Genomic DNA, 26,275 nt, shown 5'->3' on the forward strand with positions numbered 1-26,275 from the left:
TGGCCCGCCCTCTTCGCGGGCAAGCCCGCTCCCACATTTCTATCGCATAATGGCCGGACTTGGCGTTGTGTCAGATATTTTCCATGGGAGGGGATTCGTTGAATTGGCGGCTGTTCGGGATCGTAGTGTTGGCTGGCATCCTCTCTGGCTGCGGTAACGGCGACTCTCTGGAAACCCTCGGCGGCCCGACCATGGGCAGCACCTGGTCGGTTAAGTACGTCCGCCACGCCGGTCTTCCCGCGCCGGCAGTCGTCCAGGTAGAAGCCGAAAAGATCCTGGCCGACATCGACCGGCAAATGTCGACCTACCGCAGCGATTCCGATATCGAGCGCTTCAACCAGTTGCCCGCCAACCGTTGTCAGGCAATGCCCGCGTCGATCCTCCAATTGGTTCGCGTCGGCGAGCAGCTGTCAGTGCAAAGTGACGGTTCCTACGACCTGACGGTGGAGCCGCTGCTCAATCTCTGGGGCTTCGGCCCGCAGGCCCGCGAAGAAAAAGTCCCGACCGCGCAAGCGCTGGCCGAGGTGCGGCAGCGGGTGGGGCATCGTCAACTGCACATAAAGGGCGATCAGCTGTGCAAGGAAGCCGCCGTCGAAGTCGACTTCAACAGCATCGCCGCCGGCTATGCGGTCGATCAGATCGCCGCCAGGCTCGAAGCGCTGGGCATTCATGATTACCTCGCCGAGGCCACCGGGGAGCTCAAGGCGGCCGGGAAGAAACCCGACGGCTCATCCTGGCGCATTGCCCTGGAAGAACCGCGTGATGACCAGCAAGTGGCTGAGCGCATCGTCATCGTCGACGGTTACGGCTTGTCCACCTCCGGCGACTACCGCAATTACTTCGAGCAGGATGGGCGACGCTATTCCCACACCTTCGATGCCCGAACCGGTGTACCGGTCTCACACACCCTGGCCTCCGTCACGGTGATTCATCCTTCGGCGTTGATGGCCGATGGCTTATCGACCCTGTTGCTGATCCTGGGACCGGACCGCGGTTTGGAATTCGCAGAAAAGCACGATATCGGCGCATTTTTTGTGATTCGTGCCGATACAGGTTTCGTCACACGCACCAGTCACGCTTTTGAACGCCTCGGCGGCGGGAAAACCGAGTGATCTGGGCGATTCAAACATTGAAAACTGGCGTTGTAGCGCAGGCAAAAGTAGCCTACGACGCGACCAAGGGTTAATGTGCGCGGCGTTGACGCTTCTATAGACTGTGTCCGGGTTCTGCACTGGCCCCAAATTGTTCCTTCACGCCACAGATGGGCGTGATTTAGCCGCAGGTGCCGATGGCGCCACGGCCTGTTCTGAGGAGTACGCATGGCTGTCTACAACTACGACGTGGTGGTGTTGGGTTCCGGCCCGGCGGGAGAAGGCGCGGCAATGAACGCCGCCAAAGCAGGGCGCAAGGTGGCGATGGTCGACAGCCGTCGCCAGGTCGGCGGCAACTGCACCCACCTGGGCACCATCCCGTCCAAGGCACTGCGTCACTCGGTCCGGCAGATCATGCAGTTCAACACCAACCCGATGTTCCGGGCCATTGGTGAGCCGCGCTGGTTCTCGTTCCCGGACGTGTTGAAAAGCGCCGAGAAAGTCATCTCCAAGCAAGTCGCTTCGCGTACCGGCTACTACGCCCGCAATCGCGTCGACGTGTTCTTCGGCACCGGCAGCTTCGCCGACGAGCAAACCATCGAAGTGGTATGCGCCAACGGCGTGGTCGAGAAGCTGGTGGCCAAGCACATCATCATCGCCACCGGTTCGCGTCCGTATCGTCCGGCCGACATCGATTTCCATCACCCGCGTATCTACGATAGCGACACCATCCTCAGTCTCGGCCACACCCCGCGTAAACTCATCGTTTACGGCGCCGGCGTGATCGGTTGCGAATACGCCTCGATCTTCAGCGGCCTGGGGGTTCTCGTCGAACTGGTGGACAACCGCGGCCAGTTGCTGAGCTTCCTCGACTCGGAAATTTCCCAGGCGCTGAGCTACCACTTCAGCAACAACAACATCACGGTTCGCCACAACGAAGACTATGACCGCGTCGAAGGCGTGGACAACGGCGTGATCCTGCACCTCAAGTCCGGCAAGAAGATCAAGGCCGACGCCTTGCTCTGGTGCAACGGCCGGACCGGTAACACCGATCAGCTGGGCCTGGAAAACATCGGCGTGAAGGTCAACGGCCGTGGCCAGATCGAAGTCGACGAGAACTACCGCACCGGCATTCAGAACATCTACGGTGCCGGTGACGTGATCGGCTGGCCGAGCCTGGCCAGTGCCGCCCACGACCAGGGCCGTTCGGCCGCTGGCAGCATCGTCGACAACGGCAGCTGGCGTTTCGTCAATGACGTACCGACCGGCATCTACACCATTCCCGAGATCAGCTCGATCGGCAAGAACGAGCAGGAGCTGACCCAGGCCAAGGTGCCGTACGAAGTGGGCAAGGCGTTCTTCAAGAGCATGGCGCGTGCGCAGATCGCCGGCGAGCCGCAAGGCATGCTGAAGATCCTGTTCCACCGCGAAACCCTGGAAGTGCTGGGCGTTCACTGCTTCGGTTACCAGGCGTCGGAGATCGTGCACATCGGCCAGGCGATCATGAACCAGCCGGGCGAACTCAACACCCTGAAGTACTTCGTCAACACCACGTTCAACTACCCGACCATGGCCGAAGCCTATCGGGTAGCCGCTTACGACGGCCTCAACCGGCTTTTTTGAGTGGCTCCGGCCGGTGGCCTGAGCCGGCCGGGGAGACCGATTTCAGCAATTCTCGAGCGTGGCAGTGGCCAAACCGGGAAAGTCTGTAATCAGGCTGTCAACGCCGAAGTCGGCGAGCCTGCGCATCAGCGCAGGTTCGTTGACGGTCCACACCGACACATGCAGCCCCTGGCGCTGCGCCTTCTGCAGGCGTTCCGGCGTACACAGGGTCCAGTTCAGCGCCAGAATCTCGCAGCCGTAGCTGGCCGCGACCTTCAACGGGTCGAGCCAGGCGTATTCGGCCACCAGTCCGCGGGAGACGTCAGGCACCAGGTCCAGCGCGGCTTTCAAGACTTCCCGCGAGCTGGAGGTGATCGTCACCTTGTCCAGCAGGCCATGGCGTTGCGCCATTTCTCGGATGGCCAGTACGGTGGTCGCGGCGCGAGTGCGTGAAGCGCTTTTGACTTCCAGTTGCCAGTGCTCGAAATCGCATTGTTCGAACAAGGTTTCAAGCGTCGGGATCGGGCACGGCTTGATCCAGCCCGGTCCACCTTTGCGCGCATCGTAGGTCACCAGATCCGCCGCGGTGTGCTCGACCACCTTGCCGCGTCGGTCGGTGGTGCGCTTGAGCGTCGGGTCGTGGATGACCATCAGCTCGCCATCCCTGGACAGGTGCAGGTCCAGTTCGCAACGGCGCACGCCGTGCTTGAGACATTCCTGAAAACTGGTCAGGGTGTTTTCCGGTGCTTCGCCCTTGGCGCCGCGATGGCCGTAGATGAGGGTCACGGTTCTTCCTTAAATTAATTGCCGGATTCAAGTAGTTCGCGGGCCAGACGTCGTTCCTGGGCCTGCTTTTGCAAGATGTAGCGGGCCAGCAGTTGGCGCTGGGCATCGGTCGGGTGTTCGAACTCGGTGCCGACGTCATAGCCATCGCCCTTGCGGTCGCAATGGGTGACGCGGGCACGCAGCAGCAGGCCCAGGGCTTGCGGCATCAGCACCAGCTTGATCGACAGGCGTGACTCGGGGGCAATCGGGGTCGGGTGCTGGAAGTCGATGCCACCCTCGGAAATGATCACTGGCTGCGGCTCGCCAATCTGCCCGAGCACGGTGATGGCGATCACCTGGCTCAGCAGATCGATGCGTTTGTTCTGGGATTTGAGGAACGCCGCGAGGTTGCGGTCTCGCTCGCTGATCTGGCGCAACAGGTGCTGCGACTCGAATTCGCTCAGGTGCAATTCACTGAGCAGGTTGAAGAGTGGAGAAGCATCCTGCAACACTTCCTGGCCTGCGGCTTCGAGAGCGGACAGGGGCCGAATTTCCAGTGCGATCGTGTCCTCGATACGGTAGTATTCGCGGCGATCTTCTTCATCTAATGTCGACATGGCGAACCCATGGTAGCGGCGGTGGTCTGAGTGTAAAGCTGGTTATCAACCCCCGCCACAAGGACGTTCCTTTTCCCTCCGAACAAGCCCCGACATGTTCAGACCTCTCTTCGTATTTATCGGCACGCGTTATACCCGTGCAAAGCGTCGCAATCATTTTGTGTCTTTCATTTCCCTGACGTCGATGATCGGGCTCGCCCTTGGCGTGGTCGTGATGATCGTGGTCCTGTCGGTGATGAACGGCTTCGATCATGAGATGCGCACCCGCGTGCTGGGCATGGTGCCCCACGCGACCATCGAGGCCGGTGAGCCGATCAGCGATTGGCAAGGCCTGGCCACCAAGGTCAAGCAGAACCCGCAGGTCACGGCCGTGGCGCCGTTCACCCAGATGCAGGGGTTGCTGACCAACAACGGCAAGGTCTCCAAGGTCCTGCTCAACGCCATCGACCCGGCGCTGGAGCGCCAGGTCTCGATCATCGACAACTTCATGCAGCAGGGCAAACTCGATGACCTCAAGCCCGGCGAGTTCGGCATCGTCATTGGCGACAAGGCGGCAGCCAAGCTCGGCGCGGCGATCGGCGACAAGCTGACATTCGTGGCGCCGGAAGTCACCGTGACCCCGGCCGGGATGTTCCCGCGCATGAAGCGCTTCACCGTGGTCGGCATCTTCCATGTCGGCGCCGGCGAGATCGACGGTTACCTGGGCATCACCAATCTCCAGGACCTGGCGCGGCTGCATCGCTGGAAACCGGATCAGGTCCAGGGCATCCGCCTGAAGTTCGATGACCTGTTCCAGGCCCCGCGCACCGCGTGGAGCATCGCCCGCGAGCTTGGCGAAGACCATTACTACGCCCGCGACTGGACCCGCACCCACGGCAACCTGTACCAGGCGATCCGCATGGAAAAAGCCATGATCGGCCTGCTGTTGCTGCTGATCGTCGCCGTCGCCGCCTTCAACATCATTTCCACGCTAGTGATGGTGGTGAACGACAAGAAGAGCGACATCGCGATCCTGCGTACCCTCGGCGCCACGCCGGGCACGATCATGCGCACGTTCATGGTGCAGGGCACGGTCATCGGCGTGGTTGGAACGGCCATCGGCGCGGTGGTCGGGATCTTCGCCGCGCTGAACGTCAGTGCCGCGATCTCGGCGCTTGAAGGCCTGATCGGGCACAAGTTCCTCAACGCCGACGTGTACTTCATCGATTACCTGCCGTCGCAGGTGCAGAGCCAGGACGTGGTGATGGTCTGCTCCGCGGCGTTGGTCCTGAGTTTCCTCGCCACCTTGTATCCAGCCTGGCGTGCCGCGCGCACCCAGCCTGCGGAGGCGCTACGTTATGAGTGAGTCGGGCATGAGTGAAAAAGCAATCTTGAGCTGCCGCAACCTGGGCAAATCCTACGAGGAAGGCCCGGAGTCGGTGGAGGTCCTGGCCGGTTTACAGCTGGAGCTGCACCCGGGTGAGCGCGTGGCGATCATCGGCAAGTCGGGTTCGGGCAAAAGTACCTTGCTCAATCTGCTTGGCGGCCTCGATACGCCGACCAAGGGCAGCGTCTGGCTCGACGGCGAGGAGCTGTCGGCGCTGAGCGAGAAGAATCGCGGCCTGCTGCGTAACCGTGCCCTGGGCTTTGTGTATCAGTTCCACCACTTGCTGCCCGAGTTCACCGCACTGGAAAACGTCTGCATGCCGCTGCTGATCGGCAAGACCGCGATCCCGGAAGCGCGCAAGCGTGCCACCGCATTGCTGGAACGGGTAGGGCTGGGTCATCGCCTTGAGCACAAGCCATCCGAGTTGTCCGGTGGTGAGCGCCAGCGCGTGGCCATTGCCCGTGCCCTGGTGAACAATCCGGGCCTGGTGATGCTCGACGAGCCCACGGGCAACCTCGACTCCCACACCGCCGAAGGTATCCAGGACTTGATGCTGGAGCTCAGCACTTCGATGCGCACGGCGTTCCTGGTCGTAACCCACGACATGAACCTGGCCCGCCAGATGGACCGCGTCCTGCACCTTCAAGAAGGTTGCCTGACGCCCATCTGACGGGTCGAAACCCGATGCCTGAAAAGGCGTCGGGTCTTTTATTTTTATACGGTGCCCCCGCGAATGTTCAGACCGTTATCGATCTTTATCGGCACGCGCTATACCCGCGCCAAGCGCCGCAATCGCTTTGTTTCCTTCATCTCGATGACCTCGATGATCGGTCTCGCCCTGGGCGTGCTGGCGATGATCGTGGTGTTGTCCGTGATGAACGGCTTCCAGCGCGAAATGAGCTCGCGCATCCTCGGCATGGTCCCGCACGCGACCATCGTGGGCGTCAATCCCATCGATGACTGGCAGCCGGTGGCGGCGGCCGCCATGAAAAACCCGGAAGTCACGGCCGCGGTGCCGTTTACCGAGATGGAAGGCATGCTGTCCTACAAGGGCACGATGCAGCCGATCCAGGTCAGCGGCGTTGATCCGGCGCTGGAAGGCCAGGTGTCGATCGTCGCCAAACACATCGTCCAGGGTCGGATGGATGCCTTGAAGCCGGGCGAGTTTGGCGTGGTGATCGGTGAAATCACCGCGCGGCGTTTTCGCCTGAATGTCGGCGACAAGATCACCCTGATCGTTCCTGAAGTCAGCAACGCGCCGGGCGGCATCACGCCGCGCATGCAGCGCTTGAATGTGGTTGGCGTGTTCAAGGTCGGCGCCGAACTGGACGGCTCGATGGCGTTGATCCACGTCGCGGATGCCGCGCAGATGCAGCACTGGGAACCGAATCAGGTGCAGAGCGTGCGCCTGGCAGTCAAGGACCTGTACGCCGCGCCGCAGGTGTCGAGCACCATCGCCAGCGGGCTGGGCACGGCCTATCGGGCTGACGACTGGACCCACACCCAGGGCAGCCTGTTCAGCGCGATGAAGATGGAAAAAACCATGATCGGCTTGCTGTTGCTGATGATCGTTGCCGTTGCGGCGTTCAACATCATCGCGACGTTGATCATGGTGGTGAACGACAAGGGCGCCGACATCGCGATCCTGCGCACCATCGGCGCCACACCGCGGCAGATCATGGCGATCTTCATGGTCCAGGGCACGGTGATCGGGATCGTCGGCACCTTGATTGGTGGCGTGCTGGGCGTGATCGCGGCGCTGAACGTGAGTGAGTTGGTGGGTTGGATCGAGCGAGTCAGTGGCCAGCACATCTTCAGTTCCGACGTGTATTTCGTCAGTAACCTGCCGTCCGAGTTGCAGGGTGGCGATGTTGCCTTGATTTGTTCGGCGGGGTTTGTGCTGAGCTTCCTGGCTACCGTCTACCCGGCTTGGCGTGCGGCGAAGATCGAGCCCGCGCACGCGTTGCGGTATTCGTAAAAACGTTACACCGCTTTCGCGAGCAAGCCCGCTCCCACACTGGATTTGCGGTTAATACACATCCAGTGTGGGAGCGGGCTTGCTCGCGAAAAGGCCGGCCCTGCCGGCTTCAATCTCCCTTCGGCAACTCGATCACAAACCGCGTCCACCCATTCTCCGATTCACAACGAATCTGCCCACCATGGGCGTGAATGATCGACTGTGTAATCGCCAATCCCAGCCCCGCATGCTCGCTACTGCCTTCATGACGCGCCGGGTCTGCCCGGTAAAAGCGGTCGAACAGGCGTGGCAGCAGCTCTTCGGCAATCCCGTCGCCGCTGTTTTCAACCGTCAGGGTCAACCCTTTGGCCTGATCAATGATCCTTATCAGAATCGCGCCATCGACCGGGGTGAATCGCAACGCATTGTCCAGCAAGTTCGAAAGCGCCCGCCGCAGCATGCTGCGGTCGCCTTCGATGTGCGCATTCCCATCGCGACTTAGCGTCACTCGCGCGTCCTCGGCCAACGGTGCAAAAAACTCCAGGAGCACATCCGCTTCCTCCCCCAGCGCCAGCGGTTCACGCCTGGGCATCAACAGACCGTGCCCGGCTTTCGCCAGGTAAAGCATGTCGTTGACCAGTTGCGCCATCCATTGCAGCTCTTCGAGGTTGCTGTGCAGGGCTTCGCGATACTCCTCGAGGGCGCGCGGGCGGGTCAGGGTGACCTGGGTGTGGGTCAGCAGGTTGGACAGCGGAGTGCGCAGTTCGTGGGCAATGTCGGCGGAGAAGGCCGACAACCGTTGAAAGGAGTCGTCGAGGCGCCCGAGCATGGCGTTGAAGTGATGGGCCATTTCCGCCAGCTCCGGCGGCATGTTTTCTTCGGGCAGGCGTGCGTTGAGCGATTGCGCCGAAACACCCTTGGCGACAGCGCTGATGCGTCGCAACGGCCGCAAGCCGCTGCGGGCTGCCCAGGCGCCCAATAGCGCGGTGGCCAGGGCGGACAGGCCGACCGTCAGCCAGATCAAGTGCTGCATGCGTTGCAGAAAATGCTGGTGATGCGTGATGTCCAGCAGCAGGGTCAATTGCGGTGAGCCAGGCGTGTCGGGCAACAGGGGGGCATTGAGGACGCGGTAATCGGTGCCGTCGTTGCTGATCGTTGACAGCCCGGGTGCTTGCGGAAGTTTGTCCGGCAGGTTCGTTGCGCTGTCATACCAGCGCTGGCCATCGCTGCCGGTGATGCGCAGGGACAGATCGGCTTGCCGGCTCAGTTCATCGGCCAGCCTGACCTGGCTGTCGCTCGCTTGAATATCGTGCAGCGCCCGCCGCATGCCAATCAGCTTGGCATCCAGCAGCTGCTGATCGAGTTCAATGAAGTGCGTTTCACTGGCGCGACTGAACAGTACCCCGGCGAACAACGACACCACCGCCGTACACGCTGCAAACAGCAAGGCCAGGCGAGTGCCCAAGGAGAGTCGCTGCATCAGGCGCGGCGCTCTTCAAGCACATAACCCATGCCGCGCACGGTGTGGATCAGTTTATTGGCGAAATCATCGTCGATCTTCAGTCGCAATCGGCGGATCGCGACTTCGATGACATTGGTATCGCTGTCGAAATTCATGTCCCAGACCTGCGATGCGATCAGTGACTTGGGCAGCACCTCGCCCTGGCGGCGCAGGAGCATTTCCAGCAGGGCGAATTCCTTGGCCGTGAGGTCGATGCGCTGGCCGCTGCGCTCCACTCGACGGCGGATCAGGTCAAGGCGCAGGTCCGCCAGTTGCAGGCAGGTTTCCTGGGGCGCGACACTGCCACGGCGCAACAGGCTGCGCACCCGGGCCAGCAGTTCGGAAAAGGCGAAAGGCTTGACCAGGTAATCGTCGGCACCGAGTTCGAGGCCGTGAACCCGATCTTCCACGGCATCCCGTGCGGTCAGGAACAGCACCGGCGTGTCCAGGCCCGCGCTGCGTACCGCTTGCAGAATCTGCCAGCCATCGCGACCGGGCAGCATCACATCGAGGATCAATAGCGCGTATTCGCCACTCAGCGCCAATTGCTGGCCGCTGATGCCATCAGCCACCAGCTCGGTATTGAAACCGGCTTCGGCGAGGCCCTGGCGCAGGTAGTGGCCGGTTTTCGGTTGGTCTTCGACGATCAGCAGTTTCATGGGCGACTCGGGCTTTTTGATGGAACGACAGCTTTATACCGTGGGCGGCGGCGGTGCAGGCCAACCTGACAAAGTTGTAATCTGGCTGTCAGGTTGCGGGCAGCGGTGGCAGTTTAGAGTTTTCCACAGGCTGAACCTTATTTTGTTGGAGTACGACGATGTTTTTGCGCAAATCCGTGGCCTTGGCTGCCTGTGTCCTGGCTTTGAGTTCGCCCGTGTGGGCGTCACCGGCGCCGACGTATGAATTCGGTCAACCGGCGCCCGCGAACAAGGCGAGCCGCAGTGTCGAGGTGGTGATGGGCGACATGTCGTTCACCCCCAAGGCCATCGACATCAAGGCCGGGGAAACCGTGCGCTTCGTGCTGGTGAACAAAGGCCAGTTGCTGCACGAATTCAACCTAGGTGACGCGGCGATGCATGCCCGGCACCAGCAGGAAATGCTGCGGATGCAGCAAAGCGGCATGCTTACGCCTACAGGCGTGAAGGCGATGGACCACAGTGCCATGGCCGGCATGGATCATGGCGCGATGGGGCATGGTATGAAGCACGATGACCCCAACAGCGTGCTGGTGGAGCCGGGCAAAACCGCGGAATTGACCTGGACGTTCACCAAGGCCACCAGCCTGGAGTTTGCCTGCAATATTCCCGGTCATTACCAGGCCGGCATGGTCGGCAAATTGACAGTCAGTCAGTAAGCACTCAAAGGCGGGAGCAAAGGCTGATAGAATCCGCTGATTATTCAGTCAGGTTTCCGCCATGCATCCCGCAGCCGAACACTCGCCGCTGGGCAAATCCAGCGAATATATCGCCACTTACACGCCGTCCTTGCTGTTCCCGATCCCGCGTACCGCCAAGTGGGCCGAGTTGGGCCTGACGGCCGAAACCCTGCCGTACAAGGGCGTGGACTTCTGGAACTGCTTCGAACTGTCGTGGCTGTTGCCATCGGGCAAGCCCGTGGTAGCGATCGGCGAGTTCAGCATCCCGGCGGACTCGCCGAACATCATCGAATCGAAGTCGTTCAAGCTGTACCTCAACTCCTTGAACCAGACGCCGTTTGCCGACACCGCGAGCCTTGAAACGACGCTGGTCAAGGACTTGTCGGCCGCCGCCGGCAAGCCGGTGGGCGTGCGCGTCCGCAGCCTGAAAGAGGTAGAAGCCGAAGGCGTCGTGGCGTTGCCGGGTGCGTGCATCGATGAACTGGATATCCGCGTCAGCAACTACGAGCATCCGCGTCCGGAACTGTTGCGTTGCGACGAATCGCGCATTGTCGAAGAGAGCGTGCACAGCCATTTGCTCAAATCCAATTGCCCGGTGACCAGCCAGCCGGACTGGGGCAGCGTGGTGGTGGAATATCGCGGTGCGGCACTGGATCACGCCAGCCTGCTGGAATACATCGTCAGCTTCCGCCAGCACTCGGACTTCCATGAACAGTGCGTGGAACGCATCTTCCTCGATCTGCAGCGCTTGCTGAAGCCGGAGAAATTGACGGTGTATGCACGCTATGTGCGCCGTGGCGGGCTGGATATCAATCCGTATCGCAGTACAGAAGAAGTGCGGCTGCCGAACCATCGCCTGGTCCGTCAATAAAGACCTGCTGAAGGAGCTGTAGGAGCTGTCGAGTGCAACGAGGCTGCGATCTTTTGATTTTTTAAAGGAAGATCAAAAGATCGCAGTCTTCGACAGCTCCTACACAGGGTGGAGAGGCTCAGATACCCATGCTGTGCAGCGCCTGGCCGATCTGGCGCAAGGTGCCAGCGAGGGTCGGGTGTTCGAGTTCGAAGCGTTCGACGGCCAGGTTGACGTTATCGGCCAGGTTGACGTCCTTGGTTTTGGTTTCGAGCTCAAGCTCAAGTTCGATCTGTTGCATCAGCGCGTGCAGGTCTGTGCGCTCGGCTTCGGACAGCGGAGGATTCTGCTCCAATTGCTCGCGCAGGGCATTGAGCTGTTCTTGCAGTTCGCGGGCAGGCATGGCGTTCTTCCTTTTCTCGATTGGCACTGGCATAGACCGCAGCGAAGCGCCAAAGATCTATGGCTTTCCTTTAGATTAATCCACTCCCACGTAACCTGCATGCTTCATAGGTGTGCGGCGGCGATCAGGGCTTTTCGCCCTTGAGTCGGCGCAAGCTGATATCCGCCAGGCAGGTGTCGAGCTCGCCGAGGTGATCGATCACCGAATGCACGCCCAGGCCAAACAGTTGCACCGTTGCCTTGCCGCGCTTGATGTCCTGCTCCTGTGGCGACAAGGCGTGCCATTGAACGGGCGAGAGGCCGCAGAGTGAGCCGCAGGACGCCAGCCCGATCGTCCACAGGCCGGCATTGAGCCCCGATTGCAACAAGCGCGGTTCGCCACTGACCAACACGCAACCGTCGAGTTGTTCGACGTTCAGCGCCATCAACGCGTGCCAGCATGCATTCGGTGCCGGCCATGGCTGGATTGTTGCAAGTTGTTGCGATGGCTGGATCCATTCTGGCAGCGCACGGGAAAGGGGGTGGCTCAGGGCGGGGGGCAATTCATCGAGCCAGGCGCAGGGAATTTGCTGGCGCTGCAAGCTGTGCAGACTGTCGAGCGCGCCAAGCGTGGCTTCGGCGTGTTCGGCCGAATGGCCCCCAGACAGGCGCGTGCGCGCACCGAAGTCCACCAGGCAACCACTGAGCCCGAACAGCACGGCGGTCAGTTTGGGCGCGGTTTGAGGCGAGGTTTCGGCGAGCGGCATGTCAACGTCCCTGAAATAGCCTCAAGGCTAGGGAACGTCGGTGACAGTTGCGTGACATGGATGTGAATCCCTCACAATTGGCAGCAATCACGCGCCGGCCTTCGGGTGCAATGCTGCCTAAAATGGCATTTGCGTCTTATACTAGCGGTCTTTGCGTCGAGCCCAGCGCTCGACGACGGTACAAGTCCAAGGAGTTTTTCTATGCGCTTGAGCAATCATCTCGCTCAGCTTTGTGTGTGTGCCAGCGTGTTGCTGGTCCCGTTTGTTGCCCAGGCAGCATCGGAAGACGACCCTTGGGAAAGCATCAACCGTCCGATCTACAATTTCAACGACGTGGTCGACACCTATGCGCTGAAGCCTCTGGCCCAGGGCTATCAGTTCGTCACGCCGCAGTTCCTCGAAGACGGCATCCACAACATGTTCCGCAACGTCGGTGACGTGACCAACCTGGCCAACAATATCCTGCAGGCCAAGCCCGCGGCAGCCGGTGTCGACACCGCACGGCTCATCTTCAACACCACCTTCGGCCTTTTGGGCTTCTTCGATGTCGGCACCCAGATGGGCCTGCAACGCAACGACGAAGACTTCGGCCAGACCCTGGGTTACTGGGGCGTGGGCAGCGGTCCGTACGTGATGCTGCCGCTGCTCGGTCCAAGCACCTTGCGTGATGCGCCATCGAAGTACGTCGACAGTTATACCGGCCCATACCGCTACATCAACGACGTGCCGGTGCGCAATTCGATCTTCGGCCTGAACATTGTCGATACCCGGGCGAATTTGCTGTCATCCGAGAAGTTGATCACCGGCGACAAATACACCTTCATTCGTAACGCCTACCTGCAGAACCGCGAATTCAAGGTCAAGGACGGCCAGGTCGAAGACGATTTTTGAATCCTGACCGTTACGAAAAAGGCAGCCTTCGGGCTGCCTTTTTTGTCTGGATCGGGTTACTTCATCTTCATGATTGTAAGGCCAAGTTTCTGAGCGCCGTCGTGCTGCTCCTTCACCCACACCACTTCGGTGTCGGCTTCGAGCCCCTTGAGCGCGGCGTGATCGGACTCGATGCGTACGTTGAGCCGATCACCCACCTTGAACAAACGCGGCGCCTGCACTTGCATGCCGCTGCTGGAAAGGTCGATGCAGACGGCTGGCACCTCATCGCCTTCGTGAATCAGCGACACATCGGCATCGACCCGCATGCGGATGAAATCGCGCTTTTCGCTGTAGTCCCGACGGGTTTGGCTCATGGGCTTTATCCTTCCATTGGGTTACGGTTTTGACTGTTCTTATAACTCCCGGTGATTTGAACAGTGTAGACGTCAAGCGACCATCGGCGTGAGCTTGAAACGCCTCGCGGATGGGAGTACCGTCTGCGCCTTAGAAGGGCACCTCTGATGGACATCTGTGTAGGGCAAGCGCTCGAAAACAGTGCAACAGAGAGGCTAGAAAGCGAATCCAGTAGCGTGAGCCGGGCCAAAACCCGAGCCGCTACGCCAACCTAATTCTGGCGCCGTTTGCCCACATGCCAAAAACCAGTGCCACGCTGCTGATTATCGATGATGACGAAGTAGTGCGCGCGAGCCTCGCCGCCTATTTGGAAGACAGTGGTTTCAGCGTCTTGCAGGCCAGCAATGGCCAGCAGGGTCTACAGGTATTCGAGCAAGACAAGCCCGACTTGGTCATCTGCGATCTGCGCATGCCGCAGATGGGTGGACTCGAACTCATTCGCCAGGTTACCCAGCTGTCGCCGCAGACACCGGTGATCGTGGTGTCGGGTGCCGGCGTGATGAACGACGCGGTCGAGGCGCTGCGCCTGGGCGCGGCGGACTACCTGATCAAGCCCCTCGAAGATCTGGCGGTGCTCGAGCACTCTGTGCGTCGGGCCCTGGATCGTGCGCGCCTGCTGCTGGAAAACCAGCGTTACCGCGAGAAGCTGGAAAAAGCCAACCGCGAGCTGGCCGCCAGCCTGAACCTGCTCCAGGAAGACCAGAATGCCGGTCGCCAGGTGCAGATGAACATGCTGCCGGTCAGCCCCTGGACCATCGACGAATTCAAGTTTGCCCACCAGATCATCCCGTCGCTGTACCTGTCGGGTGATTTCGTCGACTATTTCCGGGTCGACGAGCGCCGCGTGGCGTTCTACCTGGCGGACGTTTCCGGTCATGGCGCCTCTTCAGCCTTCGTCACCGTACTGCTGAAGTTCATGACCACGCGGTTGCTGTTCGAGTCCAAGCGCAGCGGCACATTGCCAGAATTCAAGCCTTCAGAGGTGCTTGGTCATATCAACCGGGGCCTGATCAGTTGTAAGCTGGGTAAACACGTCACAATGGTCGGTGGAGTCATCGACGAGGAGACAGGTTTGTTGACCTATAGCATCGGCGGTCATTTGCCGTTGCCAGTGTTGTACACACCCGACAGTGTTCGTTATCTGGAAGGGCGTGGCTTGCCGGTGGGCCTCTTCAACGAAGCCACCTACGAAGACCACGTGCTGGAGCTGCCGCCGACGTTCAGCCTGACGCTGATGTCTGATGGCATTCTGGACCTTTTGCCAGAACCCACACTCAAAGAAAAAGAGGCTGCGTTGCCCCAACGGGTCAAGGCAGCGGGCGGCAGCCTGGATGGTCTGCGGCAGGTTTTTGGATTGGCCACGCTAGGGGAGATGCCGGATGATATCGCCCTGTTGGTGTTGAGCAGGAATCTTTAATGAGTACCGGTAGAATCCAGTTCGCCGAGCAGGACGGCACGTTCGTCCTCAAGTTCGTCGGTGAAGTTCGCCTGACCCTGTGTTCGGCGTTGGATGCGACTATTGAGAAAATCTTCACCGCGATGAATTTCAACGCGATCGTGATCGATTTGACCGAAACCCGCAGCATCGACAGCACGACCCTTGGCTTGCTGGCCAAGCTGTCGATCCTGTCGCGGCAAAAAGTCGGCCTGCTGCCGACTGTCGTCACCACCCACGAAGACATTACCCGCCTGTTGCAGTCCATGGGCTTCGAACAAGTGTTCAACATCGTTGACCAGCCTGTGGCGTGCCCGGAATGCCTGGACGACTTGCCGGACCAGGATCAGTCCGAGGAAGTGGTGCGGATCAAGGTGCTTGAAGCGCACAAGATCCTCATGGGCCTGAACGATTCCAACCGGGAAGCGTTTCATGACCTGGTGAATGCGCTGGAGCGGCATTGATTCCTTGATGTGATGTGGGCCGCACTGGCCCCTTCGCGAGCAGGCTCGCTCCCACAAGTCCTCCGCTTTCTCTATCTATGTGACTGCATCGCAAGCCCTTTGTGGGAGCGGGCTTGCCCGCGAAGGCGTCCTTCCAGGCACCACACAAATCAGCGCAAAACCAACCCGCTATCAATCGCACACAAAAAAGGGCGAACCCAGCAGGGTTCGCCCTTTTTGCACACCAACCCTTCAGATCACAGCTTGGCCTGCAACAGCGCCTCAAGCTTCTCCTGGTCCCGGGCAAACTGACGAATCCCCTCGGCCAGCTTCTCGGTCGCCATGGCGTCTTCGTTGGACAACCAGCGGAACTGCGCTTCATTGAGGTTCAGCCGCGCTTCACCGGCATGCCCCGGCGCCAGCTTGCGTTCCAGCTTGCCGGTGTCCGCCGCCAGCTTGTCGATCAAATCCGGACTGATGGTCAGGCGGTCGCAACCGGCCAGATGCTCGATCTGGCTCAGGTTACGGAAACTGGCACCCATCACCACGGTTTTGTAATCGTTGGCCTTGTAGTAGTTGTAGATACGCGTCACCGATTGCACGCCCGGATCGTCCGCGCCGGTGTACTCGTTGCCGGTGGCTTTCTTGTACCAGTCATAGATACGGCCCACGAACGGCGAAATCAGGAACACCCCGGCGTCGGCACAGGCAGCTGCCTGGGCGAAGGAGAACAGCAGGGTCAGGTTAGTCTGGATGCCTTCCTTTTCCAGGATCTCGGCGGCGCGAATGCCTTCCCAGGTGGAGGCGATCTTGATCAGCACGCGGTCACGGCCAATCCCGGACTTTTCGTACAGCTCGATCAGACGATGCGCACGCTTCAAAACGGCGTCGGTATCGAACGACAAACGCGCATCCACTTCAGTGGAGATACGCCCGGGAATCACCTTCAGGATTTCCTGCCCCACCGCAACGCCAAAACGGTCGCTGGCCAGGCCGACATCGCCCTTGCAGTCACTGACGCAAGCGTTCAGCAAATCGGCATAACCGGGAATGGCCGCCGCTTTCAACAGCAGGGAAGGGTTGGTGGTAGCGTCCACCGGTTTCACGCGAGCGATCGCTTCGAAGTCGCCGGTATCGGCAACCACGGTGGTCATTTGTTTGAGTTGTTCCAGCTTGGAAGTCATGGGCGTGCTCTGTCCTATGGGTCTGATGACATTACCCGAGCGCTGACAGCCACTCAAGGGTGCGTTCGTGTATCGACGGTCCCCGCGGCAACAACCTGAAAACGGCTGTTTGAAAGGCAGGGCGCAGTATCGATAAATACGATGTCAAAACCGACCACAGGTTCAACACGACTGACGATCAACGCCCTTCGAGCAACGCCGCCGCCTGATCCAGTAACGCCAACGGTTCCTTGGCCTTGTGGATATCCACCGACAACAACTGCCGAAACTTGCGCGCCCCCGGAAACCCGGTGCCCAGCCCCAGCACATGCCGAGTGATGTGATGCATCGAGCCACCCGCATCCAGGTGTGCGGCAATATAGGGCCGCAACTGCGCCAGCGCCTCGGCCCGCGTAATTACCGGCGCCGTGCTACCGAACAACTGCTGATCCACTTCCGCCATTACATAAGGGTTGTGATAAGCCTCACGGCCCAGCATCACCCCGTTGAACGTCTGCAAATGCTCGTGGCACGCCTCCAGCGACTTGATACCGCCATTGAGAATAATCTCCAGCTCCGGAAAATCCGCCTTCAACCGCGCCGCCACGTCATAGCGCAGGGGCGGGATGTCACGGTTCTCCTTCGGCGACAACCCCTCCAGAATCGCAATCCGTGCATGCACGGTAAAACTCGTACACCCGGCCTCGCGAACCGTCCCGACGAAATCGCACAACTGCTCATAACTGTCACGCCCGTTGATCCCGATACGATGCTTCACCGTCACCGGAATCGACACCGCATCACGCATCGCCTTCACACAATCGGCCACCAACTGCGGATGCCCCATCAGGCACGCACCGATCATATTGTTCTGCACCCGATCACTCGGGCAGCCGACGTTGAGGTTCACCTCGTCGTAACCATGGTCCTGTGCCATACGCGCGCAGGCCGCCAGATCCAGCGGAACACTGCCACCCAACTGCAACGCGAGCGGGTGCTCGGCTTCGTTATGGCGCAGGAAACGTTCGTGATCGCCATTGAGAAGGGCGCCGGTGGTGACCATTTCGGTGTAGAGCAGGGCGTTTTTGGATAGCAGGCGTAGGAAGAACCGGCAGTGGCGGTCAGTCCAATCCATCATCGGTGCGACGGAAAAGCGGCGGGAGAGCGGGGCGGGTGTGGCGATGGGTGCGGGCATTGGGGGTCTGGGATTGGTGTGGCTGGGAGGTGGGGGAGTTTAACAGGAATGGGGTCTGTGGGGCTGAAGGGAGTCTAGTGCCGGCTGTTGGAGCAGTTGATCTTGGGCATTGCGGGGATTGACAGAAAATGGCGAGAAATTAGATTCATCTCCATTTCCCGCATTTTCCCTGTAGTTATCAGGATGGGAATTAGAGAAAACCATTTCAACCCACCATTTGAAGGTGCAAACATCCCCTCGTTTACGGAGATATCCAGTTGTAGGACGTTTCCCGCTATTTCTGTCGAAATCTCCCATCTTGTACACCATTACCTACTTAGATAGCCTCCCCCCGTCGCTGCAATACAGCGACAAGGGTGTGGAAGCCCTTCACTAGATCTAGGCGCACAGGCGCCACCTGAATTTAAGCAGGCGCTTTTTTGATGTCTGCTGTTAAATTATGGCGGCTGTGCGCGGGGCACTTTCGGGTGCGCCGGGTTCCTAGATCCCCGGTCTTCCACACCTGCGCACAGCTGCCACCCATCATGTGGAAGTGATGCTGGCAGTTCCTTTAGTAATTCTAGGAACGAAGACAATGAAGAAGATCACTCCCGACCCTCCTGAAATGCCAATCACCGCTGATCCTGTCGATCTCGACGAACTCTCCAAAGCGAGTCATCGCGCTGTCAGCAAACGCCTACGTAATCCGAATCACGCCGATCCCATCTGTCACGTTTTTACCATCGTTCCCAATGTCGACACTGAAACGCTGCTTTGCCACGCCTGCGAAACCCTGGCGTCGCTCAATGTCCTCACCACTGACTTGGCTTGCAAGCTTGAAGGTTCGCCGCGCAGCCTGGCGTTGTCGATTCAGCAATTGGCGGTCGTTGGGGAGCTGTTGGTCAATCGGGCATTGGATAATATCGATCCGCCTGTCAGTGCCTGAGAGCTCTTGAGGGGACGGATTTATTTCTACCTAAGGACTACTGGAGAGATAAATCTGTCCCCCTCAGTCCTGGTCGGGTACATGCCCCGTTTGAGTTCTAACCCCAAACAATCGGTCGGCTATCTGCCGGCCATGCTCCAGCCCTTCAGCGGTCAACCAAATCGATTTGTTTTTGTTGACAGGATTGCTGATGAAACCATGTTCATGCAATTGGTTCATGGTCTCGAAATCGAACCCTTTCCATGCATGACCATCATCAAAACTGAAGGTTGCCAGCAGGGCAAGAACGGCTTCTTCAATCAGTTTATCCTCGTACTCCATGATCGTTGCTCCGCTCGTATTCTCTTATCTCAATAATATCCCACCAGCCGAAAGCTGAACGTTTCCAGCCAGATATCCGTGCAGTTTGCGACCTCTTCTGTCGTGCTCATTAGTCTGTCCCTGATGGCCCTGGCCACGCATCGTCTTCTTCGTCAGCGTCACGAAGCTTCCCAATATCCACAGTCCTCTTTCCACCATCCACCATCCCCCTTTTCCACCCGTCTAGCCCAATGATGGCATTTTGCAATATTTGTCTTGGCAAAATCGTGAAAATTGCAGACTCTTCCGCCCCGTGCGCTAGAGAAAGCGCCTGCGAAGATCCAGGTAGTGAGCTGGGTAGCGCATTGAGCCAGACAGAAAAGGAAATGGAGAGGGACATGAGCAACCAATCGAATCTTGCCGAGTTGTATACCGCGCTTTTCAATCGTGCCCCGGATGCTTCCGGTCTGGCGTACTGGGAAGGTGAGCTGGCGTCCGGCAAGAGCTCGTTGCTGGACATCGCGCGCAACTGGGTCAACAGTCAGTCTGAAACTGCTTCCAAGTATCCGGATACATTGTCGGACGGCGATTTTATCAACGCTATTTACAACAACGTGCTGGCGCGTGCTGCCGATGCCGGCGGTCTGGCGTACTGGGGGGCTGAGTTGCAGGATGGCACCCTGACTCGCGATGAGTTCCTGTTGGCGATTCTCAATGGCGCCAAAGGCAACACGTCTGCTCAGGGTTTGCTGGATGCCGCGCTGGTGCAGAACAAGGCCCAGGCAGGTTTGGCATTTGCCGAAACCGGTCTGAACGACACGGCGCTCGCAGCCAAGGTGCTGGCCCCGGTCACTGCCGACAGCAACACCCTGAATTCGACGATGTCGCTGCTCAAGCTGGTGCCTAAAAACGCTTCCGGGCAGACCCAGGAATTGCTCGATCAATTCTCGTCGACCCTGGACAAGGTGGCTGAGCTGAGCAAGAGCGCCACGCCGGAAACTGCACAGAAGCTGGCGGCCTACCTGGCGACCATTGCCAATACGTTTGGCACCAATTCCAGTCTGTCCAGCCTGTTCAACAGCATCAGCGACATTTCCACCAAAGCGCTGGCTGACGCTTCCGCGCTGAATAACCCGGAGTCGTTGGGTGGTACGGCAGTGGTCGTTGCAACGCCAGGCACGGGTGGTCCGGCTGCGACCTTCACTGTCAGCCAAGGCCTGGATGGCGCACTGGAGTTTGCAGGGACCGCGACGGGCAGCATCAAGCTCAGCGTCGATGGCCTTGATGTCGTGGCTGAGCGTGGCGGGGTGAAGGCCACCTTGCTGGCGGGTACGAGTGTCACCGATGTGAAGTTGCCAACCGGCGCCGAGTTGATTCTGGCCGCGGGCACGAACGTCACGCAGTCGGCTGCCAACGCCTCCAACCATGTCATTTCCGGGGACGGGTTTGTCAACATCACCGGTTCGGCCGGCGTTCAGACGTTGAACGTATTCAGCGGAATCGTGGAAAACAATTTCCTGTTCAGCCTGCCGAAGGGCAACATCATCGAGGCGGGTGCCGGGGCTGACGTGATCAATCTTGGCGTGGCTCACCAGGTTACCGATGTGATCAAGATCGGCCTGCCGGACAGTGGTCTGTATGCCGATGTCCGCAAAGAGCAGAGTGACGCTGATATGGCGGGCGCTGTGCTGCCAGATCTATCCAAATCTGCTCTGGATCAGATGGCTGATTTGCAGGCCAGCAAGGGCCAGTTGGTAGAGTTGATTGAACATCGCTCTGTATTGCAGGCCAATTACGATGGGGCCCCAAATAAAGCTCTTGCGTTGCAAGCTGCATTCATCGCGTTCTCCAATGCGAACAATGCATGGAACGCCGACAAGGCTGATAACGACCTGGCCCTCGCGCAGTTTGCGGCGTATGAAGCGCTAGCGGCGCTGCACCCGTCGTTCAAAACCACGGCACAGTCGGGCTATGAGACCACCCAGCAAATCAGCGACCATGGTTCCGAAATTGCGGCTTTGGCCATCAACGCCCAAATGACAATCGTGAACGACTCCTTGATCGCGTTGAATGCCGATATTGCTGCTCATGGCACAACGACGGAACTCAACAGCAACGTAATCAAGGTCGACGCACTGCTGTCACTGGCTGCAGCGCAGTCCAGCCTCGTGGCCGGTGGCGCCTCGGATTCCACTGCAGCGGCGTTCGACGTGATCACGGGGTTCCAGTTGGGGACTGATCGCCTGGAGTTCAGCTCGTTTGTCGGTACCAAAGGGACCGGCACCTTTGGCGACTTCACTGTCACCAATGGCATCGCGACCGCTAACACCGGCGCGCTCACGGTCGAGCACATCCTAGCGTCGCTCGGCACATCGCAGCAGGTGGTTGCTTTCGTCAATGGCAATGACACCTTCGTGGTCAAGGGTGACGGTATCGCGGGTGTCAACGATACCGATGCCGTGGTGAAACTGGTGGGGGTCAAGGCGAACCAGATCTGGGACGTTATCTGGGATCTCGCTTGATTCCATAGCAGGTGTTGTGAAGGGGCGGCTGATTCAGCCGCCCTTTTTTTATGCGGCCGAACCTGAACAAACGCTGTCCCCCCTCAAAGTTTCACAATCCCCGCCCGACCAGCCGCCTAGGATGAAGGCATACGCCCACCGCGCCTCCACAGGACAACAAATATGGCCTCAAACCTCATCAAAGTCGCCCTCATCGCCGGTGCTGTGCTGTTGAGCGCCTGTTCTTCGGTGAGCACTCCAAACCGCTACGCGGAAGACAACGTAGTGCCCGCCGGTTTTGGCCCGGGGCCCACCGGCAATTCCGGCAAGATGAACTTCCACGGCAGCGCGCTCGGCAACAGCTTCGGTGAATACAGCTCCGGCCTGCTGCACGACGATTGATTAGTAACGACAACAACGAAAAAGGGGCGCCCCTGAAGTGGGCACCCCTTTTTAGTGTTCGCAGCAATGCTCCATCACTTGCCCTCAGGCACCGCAATCCACTGCCCCAGCACCTTCTGATAATTCCCCGTTACCTTCGCCAGATGTAGCCACTGATCCACGTACAACTTCCACGTCATGTCGTCACGCGGCAGCAGGTAGGCCTTTTCCCCGTATTGCATGTACTGCGTCGGGTTCACCGCGCACAGCCCCGGTTTGAGTTTCTGCTGGTACAGCGCTTCCGAAGTATCGGTGATCATCACGTCTGCGTTCTTATCCAGCAGCTCCTGGAAGATGGTGACGTTGTCGTGCAGCTTCAATTGCGCCTTGGGCAGGAAGGCGTGGACGAAGGCTTCGTTGGTGCCGCCGGCCGGCTCGACCAGGCGCACCGTGGCCTGGTTGATCTGCTCGAGGGTCTGGTATTTCGCCTGGTCTTCGCAGCGCACCAGGGGGATTTTGCCGTCGACGTCGAGGGTGGTGCTGAAGAAGGCTTTTTTCTGGCGTTCCAGGGTGACGGAGATGCCGCCCATGCCGATATCGCATTTGCCGGCGAGCATGTCGGGCATCAGGGTTTTCCAGGTGGTGGGTACCCATGCGACCTTGACGCCGAGGCTGTCGGCCAGGGAACGGGCCATGGCGATGTCGATGCCGGAGTACTCGGCGTCTTCGGCTTTGAAGGTGTAGGGCTTGTAGTCGCCCGTGGTGCAGACGCGCAGTTGGCCTTGTTGAATGACGCTGTCCAGGTGCGAAGGAGCTTGCTCTGCCTGGGCGCTGATGGAGAGGGCGAGCAGGCCGCTGAGCATCATTGTGCTTTTGCTGTTTTTCATTGTTGTCGGGCTTGTGTCGTGTGGTGGTTTGAACGGGGAGTGTAGTGAAACCTCCAGGGGTTTGAAAAAGGTTCAGAACCACATCCGCACGCCTAGCACCAGACGGGTTTCGCTGCGGTCTTCACCTTCGTCGCGGGCGAAGTCGGCGGTGTTGCCGTAAGTGCGGTTCCAGGTAACGCCTATGTACGGCGCGAACTCCCGGCGTATTTCATAACGCAGGCGCAGGCCGGCTTCGCTGTTGGAGAGGCCGGAACCTATGCCGCGTCCGGGATCGTTTTTGCCATAGAAGTTGAGCTCGGCGGTCGGCTGCAAGATCAGCCGGTTGGTCAGCAGGATGTCGTAGTCGCCCTCCAGCCGCGCGGCGCTCTGGCCGCCCTCGCCAATGAACGCCGTGGCCTCGACTTCGAAGTTGTACAGCGCCATACCTTGCACGCCGAGGGCGGCCCAGGTTTGCGGGGCGCCGGGCTTGAAGTCCTGGCGCACGCCGCTGACGACGTCCCACCAGGGCGAAAGTGCGTGGCCCCAGAGCGCCTGGATTTCCGCGTCGTGCGTCTTGCCGTTGCTGCGTTCGCCTTCGGAGCGCAGCCACAGGCGATCGATGTCGCCGCCGATCCAGCCCGACAGATCCCAGGCCAGGGTGTTGACGTCATCGGCGTCCTGCCATTCCAGCTTGTCGGCGAGGAAGAAGCTGTTGAGCGCGCTGTCATGCAGGGTATGGCCGTCGGCACTGGTGTAGACGGCGGCGCGGTCGGCAGCGGTCAGCGGCACGATGGGGGTGCGGCTTTCGGTCGGTGCGGCGGTCTGCATCTGGCCGTGGTTCATGGGGTGCATGGCGCCGTGGTCCATGCCGGTCATCTGGCTGTGGTCCATGCCCGGCATGCCATCGGTGGCGGCGTTCGCCGAGGGCGGCGTCAGGCCGAGGCAGAGGAAGGTCACAAAGTAGCGGGTCAGTCTGATCATGGTAGGCGCCTCATTCTTCCACGCGAACTTCACGGAACATGCCCATTTCCATGTGGTACAGGAGATGACAGTGATAGGCCCAGCGCCCGAGCGCATCGGCGGTGACCCGATAGCTGCGCCGCGAGCCGGGCGGCATGTCGATGGTGTGTTTGCGCACCATGAAATCGCCGTTCTCGTCTTCGAGGTCGCTCCACAGGCCGTGCAGGTGGATGGGGTGGGTCATCATCGTGTCGTTGACCAGCACCACCCGGACGCGCTCGCCGTATTTGAGGCGCAGCGGTTCGGCGTCGGAGAATTTCACCCCGTTGAACGACCAGGCGAACTTCTCCATGTGCCCGGTGAGGTGCAGTTCAAGGGTGCGGCCGGGCTCGCGGCCATCGGGGTCGTCGAAGGTGCTGCGCAGGTCGGCGTAGGTCAGGACCCGACGCCCGTTATGCCTCAGGCCAAGACCGGGGTCGTCGAGTTTGGGTGAGGTGGACATGGCCTGCATGTCCACTAATGGATTGTCGTTTTCCGACGCGGGATGGGACTGCATGCCGGGCATGGCCATGGCGCCGTGGTCCATGCCGGCCATGTTGTCGTGGTCCATCGCGCCCATGCCCATGTCGGCCATGCTGACCAGGGGGCGCGGGTCCAGGGTTGGCACCGGTGCCGACAAACCGGCTCTCACCGCCAGCGTCCCACGGGCATGGCCGGTGCGGTCCATCGATTGGGCGAACAGGGTGTAGGCCTCGCGTGTCGGCTCGACGATCACATCGAAGGTCTCCGCCACCGCGATGCGGAATTCGTCGACGCTCACCGGTTTGACGTGCAGCCCATCCGCGGCGACCACGGTCATTTTCAAGCCGGGAATTCGCACGTCGAAGTAGGTCATCGCCGAACCGTTGATGAAGCGCAGGCGCAGCTTTTCGCCGGGGCGGAACACGCCGGTCCAGTTGGCGTGCGGCGCCTGGCCGTTCAACAGGAAGGTGTAGGTGGTGCCGCTGACGTCGGCGATGTCCGTGGGGCTCATCTTCATCCCGGCCCACATCCTGCGATCGGCGACTGTCGCGCCCCAGCCTGTTTCGCTGACGTCGTCAATGAAATCACCGACGGTGCGCTGGTTGTCGTTGTAGTAACCGGACTGTTTTTTCAGGGTCTTCATCAGGCTGGCCGGGTCTTCGTCAGTCCAGTCGGTCAGCATCACCACGTAATCGCGGTCGTACTCGAAAGGTTCCGGTTCCCTGGCGTCGATCACCAGCGGCCCGTAGACGCCGGATTGCTCCTGGAGGCCCGAATGGCTGTGATACCAGTAGGTGCCGTTTTGCCGGACCTTGAATTGATAGACGTAAGTGCCGCCCGGATCGATGCCTTTGAAGCTCAGCCCCGGCACGCCGTCCATGTCGGCGGGCAGCAGGATGCCGTGCCAGTGAATGGAGGTGCTGTCCTTGAGTCGGTTGTTCACCCGCAATGTCACCGTGTCGCCTTCACGCCAGCGCAGGAGCGGGCCGGGCAGGCTACCGTTGACGGTCATGGCGGTGCGTGGGGTGCCGGTGAAATTGACCGGGGTTTCGCCGATGAACAGCTCGAAATCGCTGCCGGCCAGCACCTGCGGTTCGCCGGGGCTGGTGATCGCCCAGACCGGCGTGCGCCATAACCCGAGGCCGCCCAGCAGACCGCTCGCGGCCAGCCCTTTGACGAAGGTGCGTCTTGAAGTGTTGGAGTGCATGCCGTTTTTCCCGTCAGCCTGGTGTGCGTGTCGACGAGGCTAACGGGCTGTGCCTTTCAACAGGCTGAGGCGGGGATTACAGTGTTGACAGGTGGGGCAGCGGTTACTGGCGCTTGGTGCTCTTGTCCGACGACGCCACGGTGCCGCTCCCACAATTGATGTAGGAAGAGGACTTCAACCAGCGTTGATCCGGGTAGTAGGAAAACAGTAGCTGTCCATCCTTCATCGAGTCGATCAGCCGATGGGCAATTGCCGGCCGAACCGCCGGGCAACCCAGGCTTCTGCCAATGCGGCCATTGGCGCGAGCCAGCACCGGACTGACGTACGGCGCGCCGTGAATGACGATTGCACGATCAAAGGCGTTATCGTTGAAGCCCGGTTCCAGGCCTTCCATGCGCAATGAGTAGCCGTTCTGTCCGCGATAGCTTTCCTGGGTGCGGAACAGGCCCAGGCTGGTGGCAAAGCTTTCGTTCTGGTTGGAGAATTGGGTGGCCATGTTTTCGCCACTGTTGCGGCCATGGGCGACAAGCTCGTGGAACAGCAATTTGCGCTTTTTCAGATCGAACACCCACAACCGTTGTTCGGTCGAAGGCAGGGAGTAATCGATCACTGCTAGTCTCTGTGCCGGGGCTGCGCCTTGGGCACGGGTGCATTGAGTGGCACGTACGGCCAGGGCGATGACCTTGGCATTGGCATTGGGAGCGGCTTTGGCCAGCGCGACTTCAAGCGAATCGGCGTAGGCTGTGGGGATGAAGGCCGACGTCAACAGCAGCGCTGTGAGTAGAAAGCCAAAGCGATGTAGCGCCATATGTAAATCT

27 protein-coding genes are annotated in these 26,275 nt (G+C 59.9%); 13 read left to right on the forward strand and 14 right to left on the reverse strand.

What is annotated here, in order from left to right:
- Window positions 1-83: 83 nt before the first annotated feature.
- Window positions 84-1,112 (forward strand): FAD:protein FMN transferase, encoded by a 1,029-nt coding sequence (locus tag F8N66_RS15360; RefSeq protein WP_150770997.1) that lies wholly within the window; start codon window positions 84-86, stop codon window positions 1,110-1,112.
- 207 nt (window positions 1,113-1,319) lie between these two features.
- Window positions 1,320-2,714, forward strand: coding sequence for a Si-specific NAD(P)(+) transhydrogenase (gene sthA, locus F8N66_RS15365; protein ID WP_053161582.1), 1,395 nt, complete (start codon window positions 1,320-1,322; stop codon window positions 2,712-2,714).
- A gap of 42 nt (window positions 2,715-2,756) precedes the next feature.
- Here sthA and F8N66_RS15370 read toward each other — a convergent pair whose 3' ends face one another.
- Both F8N66_RS15370 and F8N66_RS15375 read right to left on the reverse strand, forming a co-directional pair.
- Window positions 2,757-3,479 (reverse strand): glycerophosphodiester phosphodiesterase, encoded by a 723-nt coding sequence (locus tag F8N66_RS15370; RefSeq protein ID WP_150770998.1) that lies wholly within the window; start codon window positions 3,477-3,479, stop codon window positions 2,757-2,759.
- A 14-nt stretch (window positions 3,480-3,493) separates the two neighbouring features.
- Window positions 3,494-4,075 carry a PilZ domain-containing protein gene (locus tag F8N66_RS15375; protein ID WP_150770999.1) on the reverse strand — a complete coding sequence of 194 codons (582 nt, stop codon included), beginning with the start codon at window positions 4,073-4,075 and terminating at the stop codon, window positions 3,494-3,496.
- A 94-nt stretch (window positions 4,076-4,169) separates the two neighbouring features.
- On the opposite strand from F8N66_RS15375, the gene F8N66_RS15380 reads away from it, so the two are divergent.
- The 3 genes from F8N66_RS15380 to F8N66_RS15390 all read left to right on the forward strand — a co-directional run bounded on the left by F8N66_RS15380 (window position 4,170) and on the right by F8N66_RS15390 (window position 7,419).
- Complete coding sequence (locus tag F8N66_RS15380; RefSeq protein ID WP_150771000.1) at window positions 4,170-5,420, forward strand: lipoprotein-releasing ABC transporter permease subunit; 1,251 nt, start codon at window positions 4,170-4,172, stop codon at window positions 5,418-5,420.
- Window positions 5,421-5,427: 7 nt separating this feature from the next.
- A complete protein-coding gene (gene lolD, locus F8N66_RS15385) occupies window positions 5,428-6,111 on the forward strand; it encodes a lipoprotein-releasing ABC transporter ATP-binding protein LolD (protein WP_191623001.1) in 684 nt (227 codons plus the stop codon).
- A 63-nt stretch (window positions 6,112-6,174) separates the two neighbouring features.
- Window positions 6,175-7,419, forward strand: a complete 1,245-nt coding sequence (locus tag F8N66_RS15390; RefSeq protein ID WP_150771002.1) for a lipoprotein-releasing ABC transporter permease subunit — start codon at window positions 6,175-6,177, stop codon at window positions 7,417-7,419.
- A gap of 109 nt (window positions 7,420-7,528) precedes the next feature.
- Here the strand turns inward: F8N66_RS15390 and F8N66_RS15395 are convergent, their stop codons facing one another.
- Complete coding sequence (locus F8N66_RS15395) at window positions 7,529-8,878, reverse strand: heavy metal sensor histidine kinase (protein ID WP_150771003.1); 1,350 nt, start codon at window positions 8,876-8,878, stop codon at window positions 7,529-7,531.
- Complete coding sequence (locus F8N66_RS15400) at window positions 8,878-9,558, reverse strand: heavy metal response regulator transcription factor (protein WP_150771004.1); 681 nt, start codon at window positions 9,556-9,558, stop codon at window positions 8,878-8,880. The genes F8N66_RS15395 and F8N66_RS15400 overlap by 1 nt, the downstream gene beginning before the upstream one ends.
- 158 nt (window positions 9,559-9,716) lie before the next feature.
- On the opposite strand from F8N66_RS15400, the gene F8N66_RS15405 reads away from it, so the two are divergent.
- On the forward strand, window positions 9,717-10,253 hold the full coding sequence (locus tag F8N66_RS15405; RefSeq protein WP_150771005.1) for a plastocyanin/azurin family copper-binding protein: 537 nt from the start codon (window positions 9,717-9,719) through the stop codon (window positions 10,251-10,253).
- A 61-nt stretch (window positions 10,254-10,314) separates the two neighbouring features.
- Complete coding sequence (queF, locus tag F8N66_RS15410; RefSeq protein ID WP_150771006.1) at window positions 10,315-11,145, forward strand: NADPH-dependent 7-cyano-7-deazaguanine reductase QueF; 831 nt, start codon at window positions 10,315-10,317, stop codon at window positions 11,143-11,145.
- 118 nt (window positions 11,146-11,263) lie between these two features.
- On the opposite strand, the gene F8N66_RS15415 is transcribed toward queF, so the two are convergent.
- Together F8N66_RS15415 and F8N66_RS15420 are read right to left on the reverse strand one after the other, a co-directional pair.
- On the reverse strand, window positions 11,264-11,527 hold the full coding sequence (locus tag F8N66_RS15415) for a DUF4404 family protein (RefSeq protein ID WP_150771007.1): 264 nt from the start codon (window positions 11,525-11,527) through the stop codon (window positions 11,264-11,266).
- Between the two features lie 124 nt (window positions 11,528-11,651).
- The gene (locus tag F8N66_RS15420) at window positions 11,652-12,272 is read right to left on the reverse strand and encodes an HAD family phosphatase (protein WP_150771008.1); all 621 of its coding nucleotides are present in this window, start codon (window positions 12,270-12,272) and stop codon (window positions 11,652-11,654) included.
- Window positions 12,273-12,473: 201 nt separating this feature from the next.
- On the opposite strand from F8N66_RS15420, the gene F8N66_RS15425 reads away from it, so the two are divergent.
- The gene (locus F8N66_RS15425; RefSeq protein WP_150771009.1) at window positions 12,474-13,163 is read left to right on the forward strand and encodes a VacJ family lipoprotein; all 690 of its coding nucleotides are present in this window, start codon (window positions 12,474-12,476) and stop codon (window positions 13,161-13,163) included.
- Between the two features lie 56 nt (window positions 13,164-13,219).
- Here F8N66_RS15425 and F8N66_RS15430 read toward each other — a convergent pair whose 3' ends face one another.
- On the reverse strand, window positions 13,220-13,519 hold the full coding sequence (locus F8N66_RS15430) for a PilZ domain-containing protein (RefSeq protein WP_150771010.1): 300 nt from the start codon (window positions 13,517-13,519) through the stop codon (window positions 13,220-13,222).
- 275 nt (window positions 13,520-13,794) lie between these two features.
- Between F8N66_RS15430 and rssB the strand changes: the two genes are divergently transcribed.
- A complete protein-coding gene (gene rssB, locus F8N66_RS15435; protein WP_150771011.1) occupies window positions 13,795-14,976 on the forward strand; it encodes a two-component system response regulator RssB in 1,182 nt (393 codons plus the stop codon).
- Window positions 14,976-15,458, forward strand: coding sequence for an anti-sigma factor antagonist RssC (gene rssC, locus F8N66_RS15440; RefSeq protein ID WP_096512627.1), 483 nt, complete (start codon window positions 14,976-14,978; stop codon window positions 15,456-15,458). Before rssB ends, rssC begins: the two co-directional genes overlap by 1 nt.
- A gap of 236 nt (window positions 15,459-15,694) precedes the next feature.
- Here the strand turns inward: rssC and tal are convergent, their stop codons facing one another.
- The gene (gene tal / locus F8N66_RS15445; RefSeq protein ID WP_150771012.1) at window positions 15,695-16,621 is read right to left on the reverse strand and encodes a transaldolase; all 927 of its coding nucleotides are present in this window, start codon (window positions 16,619-16,621) and stop codon (window positions 15,695-15,697) included.
- A 178-nt stretch (window positions 16,622-16,799) separates the two neighbouring features.
- Complete coding sequence (dusA, locus tag F8N66_RS15450) at window positions 16,800-17,795, reverse strand: tRNA dihydrouridine(20/20a) synthase DusA (RefSeq protein ID WP_150771013.1); 996 nt, start codon at window positions 17,793-17,795, stop codon at window positions 16,800-16,802.
- A gap of 574 nt (window positions 17,796-18,369) precedes the next feature.
- Here dusA and F8N66_RS15455 point away from each other — a divergent pair.
- Window positions 18,370-18,720: a DUF6124 family protein gene (locus F8N66_RS15455; protein ID WP_150771014.1), complete on the forward strand. Its 351-nt coding sequence runs from the start codon at window positions 18,370-18,372 to the stop codon at window positions 18,718-18,720.
- 63 nt (window positions 18,721-18,783) lie between these two features.
- Here F8N66_RS15455 and F8N66_RS15460 read toward each other — a convergent pair whose 3' ends face one another.
- The gene (locus F8N66_RS15460; RefSeq protein WP_150771015.1) at window positions 18,784-19,041 is read right to left on the reverse strand and encodes a DUF6429 family protein; all 258 of its coding nucleotides are present in this window, start codon (window positions 19,039-19,041) and stop codon (window positions 18,784-18,786) included.
- Window positions 19,042-19,406: 365 nt separating this feature from the next.
- Between F8N66_RS15460 and F8N66_RS15465 the strand changes: the two genes are divergently transcribed.
- Entirely contained in the window at window positions 19,407-21,542 is a 2,136-nt protein-coding gene (locus F8N66_RS15465; RefSeq protein WP_412070740.1) for a DUF4214 domain-containing protein, read from the forward strand.
- Between the two features lie 162 nt (window positions 21,543-21,704).
- A complete protein-coding gene (locus F8N66_RS15470) occupies window positions 21,705-21,923 on the forward strand; it encodes a hypothetical protein (protein ID WP_150771017.1) in 219 nt (72 codons plus the stop codon).
- A 74-nt stretch (window positions 21,924-21,997) separates the two neighbouring features.
- Here F8N66_RS15470 and F8N66_RS15475 read toward each other — a convergent pair whose 3' ends face one another.
- The 4 genes from F8N66_RS15475 to F8N66_RS15490 form a co-directional block, all read right to left on the reverse strand.
- Window positions 21,998-22,789, reverse strand: a complete 792-nt coding sequence (locus F8N66_RS15475; protein ID WP_150771018.1) for a transporter substrate-binding domain-containing protein — start codon at window positions 22,787-22,789, stop codon at window positions 21,998-22,000.
- 72 nt (window positions 22,790-22,861) lie between these two features.
- Window positions 22,862-23,749 (reverse strand): copper resistance protein B, encoded by an 888-nt coding sequence (locus F8N66_RS15480; RefSeq protein WP_150771019.1) that lies wholly within the window; start codon window positions 23,747-23,749, stop codon window positions 22,862-22,864.
- Window positions 23,750-23,759: 10 nt separating this feature from the next.
- Window positions 23,760-25,457, reverse strand: coding sequence for a copper resistance system multicopper oxidase (locus F8N66_RS15485; protein WP_150771020.1), 1,698 nt, complete (start codon window positions 25,455-25,457; stop codon window positions 23,760-23,762).
- A gap of 103 nt (window positions 25,458-25,560) precedes the next feature.
- Window positions 25,561-26,265 carry a murein L,D-transpeptidase catalytic domain family protein gene (locus F8N66_RS15490; protein ID WP_150771021.1) on the reverse strand — a complete coding sequence of 235 codons (705 nt, stop codon included), beginning with the start codon at window positions 26,263-26,265 and terminating at the stop codon, window positions 25,561-25,563.
- Between the last annotated feature and the right edge of the window lie 10 nt (window positions 26,266-26,275).

This window comes from Pseudomonas fluorescens, assembly GCF_902498195.1.
Lineage (GTDB): Bacteria > Pseudomonadota > Gammaproteobacteria > Pseudomonadales > Pseudomonadaceae > Aquipseudomonas > Aquipseudomonas fluorescens_BU.